This window comes from Mycobacterium sp. 1245111.1, from assembly GCF_001673405.1.
Taxonomy (GTDB): Bacteria; Actinomycetota; Actinomycetes; order Mycobacteriales; family Mycobacteriaceae; genus Mycobacterium.
The window spans coordinates 22,215-29,936 of sequence record NZ_LZLV01000142.1; the positions used below are offsets into that span (position 1 = coordinate 22,215).

Sequence of the window (7,722 nt, forward strand, 5' to 3'; positions counted from 1 at the left end):
GGCTATGCGCCAGCCCAGCGGATCCTTTTGACCCGATGAGAAGGCTGCGTTGTCAGGTCTGGCAGGTCGGACACCAGAAGAGGTTGCGGCCCTCCAATTCGGCTGTGCGGATTGAAGTTCCGCACACCCGACACGGTTCGCCCGCACGACGGTAGACGTAAGTCCGCGGCCGGCCAGGCCCGTACGACGGCGCGCCAAGGTCGTGTTCGGGCCGCACCGTGATGATCTTGCCGCGCCGCACACCGACTTTCATGAGCTCCACCAAGTCGGTCCACGCCTCGGCGAATTCGGTCTCACCGATCTTCTGGCCGGGCCGATACGGGTCGACGCCGTGGCGGAACAGCAGCTCGTTGCGGTAGACGTTGCCTACGCCGGCGATGATGGTCTGGTCCATCAACAACGCGCCAATTGGCCTGCGGGACTTGCTGATCCGCTGCCACGGCCAGGACGGGTCGGCGTTCTTGCGAATCGGGTCGGGACCCAACCGAGCGACCACGTCGGCGACCTGCGCCTCGTCGATCACTTCGCACACCGTCGGCCCGCGCAAGTCGGTGCCGTACTCCGCGCCGACCATGCGCATCCGCACCGCTCCGACCGCGTCGGGCAGCGGCTCATCGACCGATCGCGCCCACTCGGTGAACTTGCCGTACAGGCCGAGGTGCACGTGCACGATCGCGCCCTCGTCGTAGTGATGGAAAAGGTGCTTGCCCCAAGCGGTGGCCCGTCGCAGCGCCTGCCCGTCGACCGCAGCCGCATCGAACCGGCCCTGCGGACTCGAGACCGCCACCGGCGAGCCCGCGAACCGACGCTGATGCAGACGAGCCAGTCGATGGAGGGTATGCCCTTCGGGCATGCCGGCTACTCGCCGTCGGCGCCGGGCACCGGTGGCGCGATGTGCGTGCGCTCGTAATCCTCGAGGATGTCGATACGCCGTTGGTGGCGTTCGGCTTTCGACCACGGTGTGGTCAGGAAGGCATCGACGATGGCGAGCGCCTCGGACACGGTGTGCATGCGGCCGCCGATGCCGATCAGCTGAGCGTTGTTGTGCTGACGGGCCAGCGAGGCCGTCTCCACGCTCCACGCCAGCGCGCAGCGCGCACCGGGAACCTTGTTGGCCGCGATCTGCTCGCCGTTGCCCGATCCGCCGAGCACGATTCCGAGGCTGTCCGGATCGGCAACCGTCTTCAACGCCGCCGCGATGCAGAACGCCGGGTAATCGTCCTCGGCGTCGTAGGTGTAGGCGCCGCAGTCGATCGGCTCGTGGCCGCCCGCCGTCAGGTGCTCGATGATCTGCTGTTTGAGTTCGTAGCCGGCGTGGTCGGAGCCGAGGTAGACGCGCATGACGGTGATCCTTGCACCGCCGAACGGCGCTAGTCGAACTCGGGGGCCTCCGTGCGGCTGCGCTTGAGCTCCCAGAAGTGCGGGTAGGCCGCGAAGGTCACCGAGGCGTCCCACAACTTGCCGGCTTCTTCGCCGCGCGGAATCCGCGACAGCACCGGACCGAAAAACGCTGTCCCGTTGATATGAATGGTGGGCGTGCCGACGTCGTCACCGACGGCGTCCATCCCGGCGTGGTGACTCTTGCGCAGCGCCTCGTCGTAGGCGTCACTGGTGGCGGCATCGGCAAGCTCAGCGGGCAGGTCCAGCTCTTTGAGCGATTGCTTGATCACGTCGTCGAGGTCCTTGTTGCCCTCGTTGTGGATCCGGGTGCCCATCGCCTTGTACAGCGGGGCGAGAATCTCGGAGCCGTGGGCCTGCTCGGCGGCGATCGCCACGCGCACCGGACCGAACGCCTTCGACAGCTTCTCCTTGTATTCCGCAGGCAGGTTCTCGCGATTCTCGTTGAGCACCGCCAGGCTCATGACCTGAAAGTTCACCTGGATATCGCGAACCTTTTCCACTTCAAGGATCCAGCGGGAGGTGATCCATGCCCATGGGCACAGCGGGTCGAACCAGAAATCGGCAACTGACTTCTCGGACATGGGAAAATCCTCTCGTCAACATCGGCAAGCCGCTCTGCACAACCCTAGTCGCGTCGGTCCAATTCCCGCCGCGAGCGCCGATTGCCTAGATTGAACTCGTGGCACTTCCCAACCTCACCCGTGACCAGGCCGTCGAGCGCGCCGCGCTGATCACCGTGGACAACTACCGCATCGCGTTGGACCTCACCGATGGTGACGGCAAACCCGGGATGAGGACCTTCCGCTCCACGACGACGGTCACCTTCGACGCCCTCCCCGGCGCCGACACCGTCATCGACCTCGCCGCCGCAACCGTCCGCAGCGCGACGCTCAACAGCCGCGACATCGACGTGTCGGGCTACGACGAGTCGACCGGTATCCCGCTGAGCGGGTTGGCCGAGCACAACGTGCTGGTGATCGACGCGGACTGCTTGTATTCGAACACCGGTGAGGGCCTGCACCGCTTCGTCGACCCGGTCGACAACGAGGTCTACCTGTATTCGCAATTCGAAACCGCAGACGCCAAGCGGATGTTCGCCTGCTTCGACCAGCCCGACCTCAAGGCCACGTTCGACGTCTCGGTGAGAGCGCCCGAGCATTGGCAGGTGGTGTCCAACGGTGAGACGGTAGATATCTCCGGCGGTGTGCACACCTTCGCCACCACACCGAAGATGAGCACCTATCTGGTCGCGCTGATCGCCGGCCCGTACGCCCGCTGGGATGACGTCTACCGCGACGAGCACGGCGAGATCGCACTCGGCCTGTTCTGCCGGGCCACGCTGGCGGAGTTCATGGACCCCGAGCGGCTCTTCACGCAGACCAAGCAGGGTTTTGGCTTCTACCACAAGAACTTTGGCGTGCCGTACGCGTTCGGAAAGTACGACCAGTTGTTCGTGCCGGAATTCAACGCGGGCGCGATGGAGAACGCCGGAGCGGTTACGTTTCTGGAGGACTATGTCTTTCGCAGCAAGGTAACCCGGGCCTCCTACGAGCGACGGGCCGAGACGGTGCTGCACGAGATGGCGCATATGTGGTTCGGCGATCTGGTCACCATGCGTTGGTGGGATGACTTGTGGCTCAACGAATCCTTCGCCACGTTCGCCTCGGTGCTGTGCCAGAGCGAGGCCACCGAGTACACCGAGGCGTGGACCACGTTCGCAAACGCCGAAAAATCGTGGGCCTACCGGCAAGACCAGTTGCCCTCGACTCATCCGGTGGCCGCCGACATTCCGGACCTGGCGGCCGTCGAGGTCAACTTCGACGGCATCACCTACGCCAAGGGCGCCAGCGTGCTCAAGCAATTGGTGGCCTACGTCGGGTTGGAGCATTTCTTGAGCGGGCTGCGGGACTACTTCCGCGCGCACGCGTTCGACAACGCGACGTTCGATGACCTGCTCGCTGCGCTGGAGAAGGCGTCGGGCCGCGATCTGTCCGACTGGGGCCGGCAGTGGCTGAAAACGACCGGTCTCAACACACTTCGCGCCGACTTCGACGTCGACGCCGAGGGTCGGTTCACCCGGTTCGCGGTTACCCAGAGCGGCGCCGCGCCCGGCGCGGGCGAGACGCGGGTACACCGGCTGGCGATCGGCATCTACGACGACGACGGCACCGGCAAGCTGATCCGGTCGCACCGCGAAGAACTGGACATCAAGGGTGCGAGCACGGAAGTTGCTGCACTGGTTGGGGTTTCGGCGGGCCGACTGGTCCTGGTCAACGACGACGATCTGACCTACTGCTCGCTGCGGCTGGACCCCGGGTCGCTGGACACCGCGCTGGGCCGCATCGCCGACATCGCCGAACCGTTACCGCGGACGTTGGTCTGGTCGGCGGCCTGGGAGATGACTCGTGACGCCGAGTTGCGGGCCCGCGATTTCGTTGCGCTGGTGTCCGGCGGCATTCAGGCCGAAACCGAGGTCGGGGTGGCTCAACGGCTGTTGCTGCAGGCGCAGACGGCGCTGGGGTCGTACGCCGAGCCTGGGTGGGCCTGGGCCGAGGGCTGGCCGGCTTTCGCCGACCGGCTGCTGGAGTTGGCTCGCGACGCAGCGCCCGGCTCAGACCATCAGCTGGCGTTCGTGAACGCGCTGTGCACGTCGGCGCTCTCGCCCCAGCACGTGTCGGTGCTGGCCGATCTGCTCGAGCGCGATCCCGCCGACTTGGGCTTGTCGGGGCTGACGGTCGACACCGATCTGCGCTGGCGGATCGTCACGGCGCTGGCGGCCGGGGGCGTGATCGACGCCGACGGTCCCGAGACCCCTGTCATCGATGCGGAGGTCGAGCGCGACCCGACGTCGACGGGCAAGCGGCACGGCGCGCAAGCCGCAACAGCGCGGCCGCAATCGGCGGTCAAGGAAGCGGCGTGGACGACGGTGACCGAAGACGACGCGTTGGCGAACATCACCGCGAGGTCGATCATCGGTGGCTTCTACGAGCCGGGGCAGGCCGAACTGCTGAAGCCGTTCACCGAGCGCTATTTCGCGGCGGTGTCGGGTGTGTGGCAACGTCGGTCGAGCGAGGTGGCGCAGACCGTGGTGGTCGGCTTGTATCCGTCGTGGGACATCAGCGACGACGCTATCGCCGCGGCCGACGCATTCCTCGCCGACCCCGAGTTGCCGCCGGCGTTACGCCGACTGGTACTGGAGGGCCGTGCCGGCATCGAAAGGTCGCTGCGGGCACGACGATTCGACAGCGACGCCTGACCGCGGCGCCGCTAGGCCGGTGAGATTCCGGCGCTGGTCACGTTGACCGCGCTGATCAGACCGTCGATCAGGTTGCCGTCTTTGAACGACGCCGCCGCTGCGGCGATACCGAGTGGCGCGGCCGACTCGGCTCCGCGGCCGCGGACCGCCGCGCCGTAGACGATCTCGATCGCGTGCTGGTCCGGCGAAACCGCGATCAGCACCGCATCGTTGGGCGTCGGGACCTTCGCCAGGATTTCGCGCGCCCGCGCACCGGTGTCGCTGCCCAAGTCGCCGATGTAGACCGCGAACCGTGCACCGGCCGCGCGTGACCCGTACGTCAGCGCGTCGTCCAGATGAACCAGGTCGTCGATCGGAAACGGGTAGTGCACCGAAAGTTCGCCGGGCTCGGTGACGCCCGAGATGCGGCCACTCGACGTGATCGCCGAGCCATGGGGCAACTCGGCGTGCGCGACGGTTGCTACCTCACCACTTGCCACTTGCTCCACCTCCCACACTGAACTCGGGCGCGCCGTGGCCGTGACCGACGGCTTCGTCGGTGGCGGCCCACAGGATGGGCGCATGTGTCCAAGGCTCTGACAGCTTGTAGGTCGCCGGGTGCGGACCCTTGCGCGACCAGATCATCGCCGAGAGAACGACCACCAGCAGCAACGGGACGCCCAGAAAGAGCGCGTGGATTTCCGTCTGGCTCACGATGCAAACCGTAGCGCAGGGACGTCGCATTTGCCCCGCCGGATCGGCCGCTCGACCACCACCACGGATTCCAGGGCATTCTCAGCAGTTAGCCAGCAGTGTCACAGCAGCGATTCACGCCGAGTTTTCGCTGAGATGTTGGACTGACACCATGACCCGTGGTCTGAGTCGCGGTTGTTTTGGATAGGCAACCACTAGTGCGCGAGCTCGACCACCGCGATGTGCACGCCTATGTTCAACGCCGGCTGAACCGACCCTGGCGGACGCGCGGCACATAGGGCCGGGAGCTAACCCCGAAATACGTTGGACGCCAGGATGATTCAGCTCATCCCTTGTGTTAGCTGCCGGCCTCGTGCCGACAAAGCAACAAACCGCCAACAATTGCCGCTGCCGCCGGCTGGCAGATGCAACGTGTTACCCCGACACTGATCAGAGCCAACGACTTCAGAAACGAGGCTGGCAACCGTGCTTCATGACTTTTTGCAAAACTTCGAACACAACCTGTTCAAGCCGTTGCTGTTGTTCTTCTACTTCGGTTTTCTGCTTCCACTTCTCAAGGTGGACTTCGAATTTCCCTATGTGATCTACCAGGGGCTGACGATGTACCTGCTGCTGGCCATCGGCTGGCACGGCGGCGAAGAACTCGCCGCGATCAAGGCGTCCAGCATCGCCGACATCGTGGGGTTCATGGTTGTCGGGTTCGTCCTGAACTTCGTCATCGGGGTGGTGGCGTATTGGCTGTTGAGCCGTTTGACGTCGCTGAGAAAAATCGACAAGGCGACGGTCGCCGGGTACTACGGATCCGACTCGGCAGGCACGTTTGCCACCTGCGTCGCGATTCTGATCAGCATCGGGATGGAGTTCGACGCCTACATGCCGGTGATGCTCGCCGTGATGGAGGTCCCGGGGTGTCTGGTGGCGCTGTATCTGGTGGCGCGGCTGCGGCACCGCGGAATGGACGCCGACGGCAACATGCCGGGCGAGCTTGGCTACGTCGCACCGGTCCCGGCGAAGTTCGCCCCCGGCGCGGCCGCCCAGCCACGCCCGGGACAGCAACTGGACGTCGAGAATGACAGCGGAATCGCCCAGGAGCTGAACTTCTCGCTGACCAACCGGCAGCGGCCCGACCTCCAGGATGTCGACGAAGCCGGCACCAAGCAGCGGTTGCTCTCCCGTCAACTGCTACGGGAAGTCTTCCTCAATCCCGGTCTGCTCCTGCTGTTCGGCGGCATCACCATTGGCTTCATCAGCGGGCTGCAAGGACACAAGGTCACCCACGACGACGACGTTTTCTTCATCTCCGCCTTCCAAGGCGCGCTGTGCCTGTTCCTACTCGAAATGGGAATGACGGCCGCCCGCAAGTTGCGCGACCTCAAATCGGCCGGCCGTGGGTTCATCTTCTTCGCGCTACTGGCGCCTAACATTTTCGCGCCGCTGGGCATTCTCGTCGCGCATACCTACGCCTACGTGACGCACGCCCACTTCGACCCGGGAACCTATGTCCTGTTCGCCGTGCTGTGCGGCGCAGCGTCGTATATCGCGGTACCCGCGGTGCAGCGGCTGGCGATCCCGGAGGCGAGCCCCACGTTGCCGCTGGCCGCCTCGCTCGGTTTGACCTTCTCTTACAACGTCACCATCGGCATTCCGGTCTATATCGAGATCGCCAAGGTCATCGGAAGCTGGTTCCCGGGCACCTGAAGCTAGGCCGCACCTTCGCCGAGGTATCGGGCCCACGCCGGATCGAGTTCCTTGACAGTCGACAGCAGGCGCCAGTGCTGCCCCTTGGGCGGCATCGGCGCCATCCGCAGCGACCAGCCCAGCTCGGCCAGCAGCTTGTCGCCCTTGCGGTGGTTGCAGGTCGAGCAGCACGCCACGCAGTTCTCCCACGAGTGCCCCCCGCCGCGGCTGCGCGGCACCACGTGGTCCACCGTGTCGGCCTTGGCGCCGCAGTAGGCGCAGCAGAACCGGTCCCGGTGCATCAGGGCGGCCCGGGTCATCGGGACCCGAGCCCGATAGGGCACCCGGACGAATGTGCGCAGCCGGATCACCGACGGCACCGCGATCGACCTGGTTGAGGAATGGATGACGGGCCCCGTCGGGTCGTCGTGGACCACGTCGGCCTTGCCGCAGATCAGCATGATGATCGCGCGCCGAACAGGCAGCGCTGTCAAGGGCTCATAGGTGGAGTTCAGCAACAGGACCCGCCGGCGGTTCCAGACCGAGGCCTCGTGCGATACCGGCGAATGGGTGTCGACGGAATGGACGCTGCGCAGGGTTGAGCCGGTCGCGGGCCCGCTGAGGCCTGCCGCCGCACCCGAACTGTGGTGGCTGCGGCGTTTTGTGCGCTGCGCCATTCGTCCTCCGCCGACCAG

General features: G+C 65.6%; 8 protein-coding genes. 2 read left to right on the forward strand and 6 right to left on the reverse strand.

The features are described 5' to 3' along the window. Positions 1–52: 52 nt before the first annotated feature. Genes A5658_RS22665 through A5658_RS22675 form a run of 3 tightly spaced genes read right to left on the reverse strand, consistent with a single transcriptional unit; the run spans position 53 to position 1,982 of the window. Positions 53–853 carry an Fpg/Nei family DNA glycosylase gene (locus tag A5658_RS22665; protein ID WP_067340415.1) on the reverse strand — a complete coding sequence of 267 codons (801 nt, stop codon included), beginning with the start codon at positions 851–853 and terminating at the stop codon, positions 53–55. A 5-nt stretch (positions 854–858) separates the two neighbouring features. Beyond that, positions 859–1,341: a ribose-5-phosphate isomerase gene (locus tag A5658_RS22670; protein WP_067340419.1), complete on the reverse strand. Its 483-nt coding sequence runs from the start codon at positions 1,339–1,341 to the stop codon at positions 859–861. A gap of 29 nt (positions 1,342–1,370) precedes the next feature. Beyond that, positions 1,371–1,982 (reverse strand): DsbA family protein, encoded by a 612-nt coding sequence (locus A5658_RS22675; protein WP_067340421.1) that lies wholly within the window; start codon positions 1,980–1,982, stop codon positions 1,371–1,373. 98 nt (positions 1,983–2,080) lie between these two features. Between A5658_RS22675 and pepN the strand changes: the two genes are divergently transcribed. Then, the gene (gene pepN, locus A5658_RS22680; protein WP_067340424.1) at positions 2,081–4,657 is read left to right on the forward strand and encodes an aminopeptidase N; all 2,577 of its coding nucleotides are present in this window, start codon (positions 2,081–2,083) and stop codon (positions 4,655–4,657) included. 11 nt (positions 4,658–4,668) lie between these two features. Here pepN and A5658_RS22685 read toward each other — a convergent pair whose 3' ends face one another. Together A5658_RS22685 and A5658_RS22690 are read right to left on the reverse strand one after the other, a co-directional pair. After that, entirely contained in the window at positions 4,669–5,136 is a 468-nt protein-coding gene (locus A5658_RS22685) for a DUF5130 domain-containing protein (RefSeq protein WP_067340437.1), read from the reverse strand. After that, the gene (locus A5658_RS22690; RefSeq protein WP_231997417.1) at positions 5,123–5,350 is read right to left on the reverse strand and encodes a hypothetical protein; all 228 of its coding nucleotides are present in this window, start codon (positions 5,348–5,350) and stop codon (positions 5,123–5,125) included. Before A5658_RS22690 ends, A5658_RS22685 begins: the two co-directional genes overlap by 14 nt. A gap of 465 nt (positions 5,351–5,815) precedes the next feature. Between A5658_RS22690 and A5658_RS22695 the strand changes: the two genes are divergently transcribed. After that, the gene (locus A5658_RS22695) at positions 5,816–7,048 is read left to right on the forward strand and encodes a sodium-dependent bicarbonate transport family permease (protein ID WP_067340430.1); all 1,233 of its coding nucleotides are present in this window, start codon (positions 5,816–5,818) and stop codon (positions 7,046–7,048) included. A 2-nt stretch (positions 7,049–7,050) separates the two neighbouring features. Here A5658_RS22695 and A5658_RS22700 read toward each other — a convergent pair whose 3' ends face one another. Further along, positions 7,051–7,704, reverse strand: coding sequence for an HNH endonuclease (locus A5658_RS22700; RefSeq protein ID WP_067340433.1), 654 nt, complete (start codon positions 7,702–7,704; stop codon positions 7,051–7,053). Between the last annotated feature and the right edge of the window lie 18 nt (positions 7,705–7,722).

Bases quoted from the DNA above. Each gene is read 5' to 3' on its own strand.
- A5658_RS22675 (WP_067340421.1), bottom strand. From the start codon at position 1,982: ATGTCCGAGAAGTCAGTTGCCGATTTCTGGTTCGACCCGCTGTGCCCA.
- A5658_RS22670 (WP_067340419.1), bottom strand. From the start codon at position 1,341: ATGCGCGTCTACCTCGGCTCCGACCACGCCGGCTACGAACTCAAACAG.
- A5658_RS22700 (WP_067340433.1), bottom strand. From the start codon at position 7,704: ATGGCGCAGCGCACAAAACGCCGCAGCCACCACAGTTCGGGTGCGGCG.
- A5658_RS22665 (WP_067340415.1), bottom strand. From the start codon at position 853: ATGCCCGAAGGGCATACCCTCCATCGACTGGCTCGTCTGCATCAGCGT.